Annotated in this window: 1 protein-coding gene; it reads right to left on the bottom strand. The window is 46.0% G+C overall.

The genetic code is table 11. The features are described 5' to 3' along the window. Positions 1 to 265 (bottom strand): Ig-like domain-containing protein (locus ACTRWI_RS22850; RefSeq protein WP_499133962.1); only part of this gene is annotated, 265 nt, incomplete at both ends.

Raw genomic sequence — 265 nt, forward strand, 5'->3', positions numbered from 1 at the left:
ATGGTGATCGTAGCATCCTGCGAGTCATTACCATTCGCTCTGTCTTCTGCGGTGTAGGTGAATTGGCCAGAATCAATCACATTTTGCTCAGGCACATACGCTAAATACTGAATGTCACCTTCATCGATTGTGTCGTCCACATTCACGTCATTGCCATTGAACTGTAACTTGCCTTTAGAAGCATCAGGCAAGCTGGTGATGGTGATGGAGGTTAAGCTGTCGCCATCTTGGTCTGTTATCAAAAAGTCGCTGCTGGTAAAGGCTA

Source organism: Pseudoalteromonas sp. G5_S1_14_S5 (genome assembly GCF_054968605.1).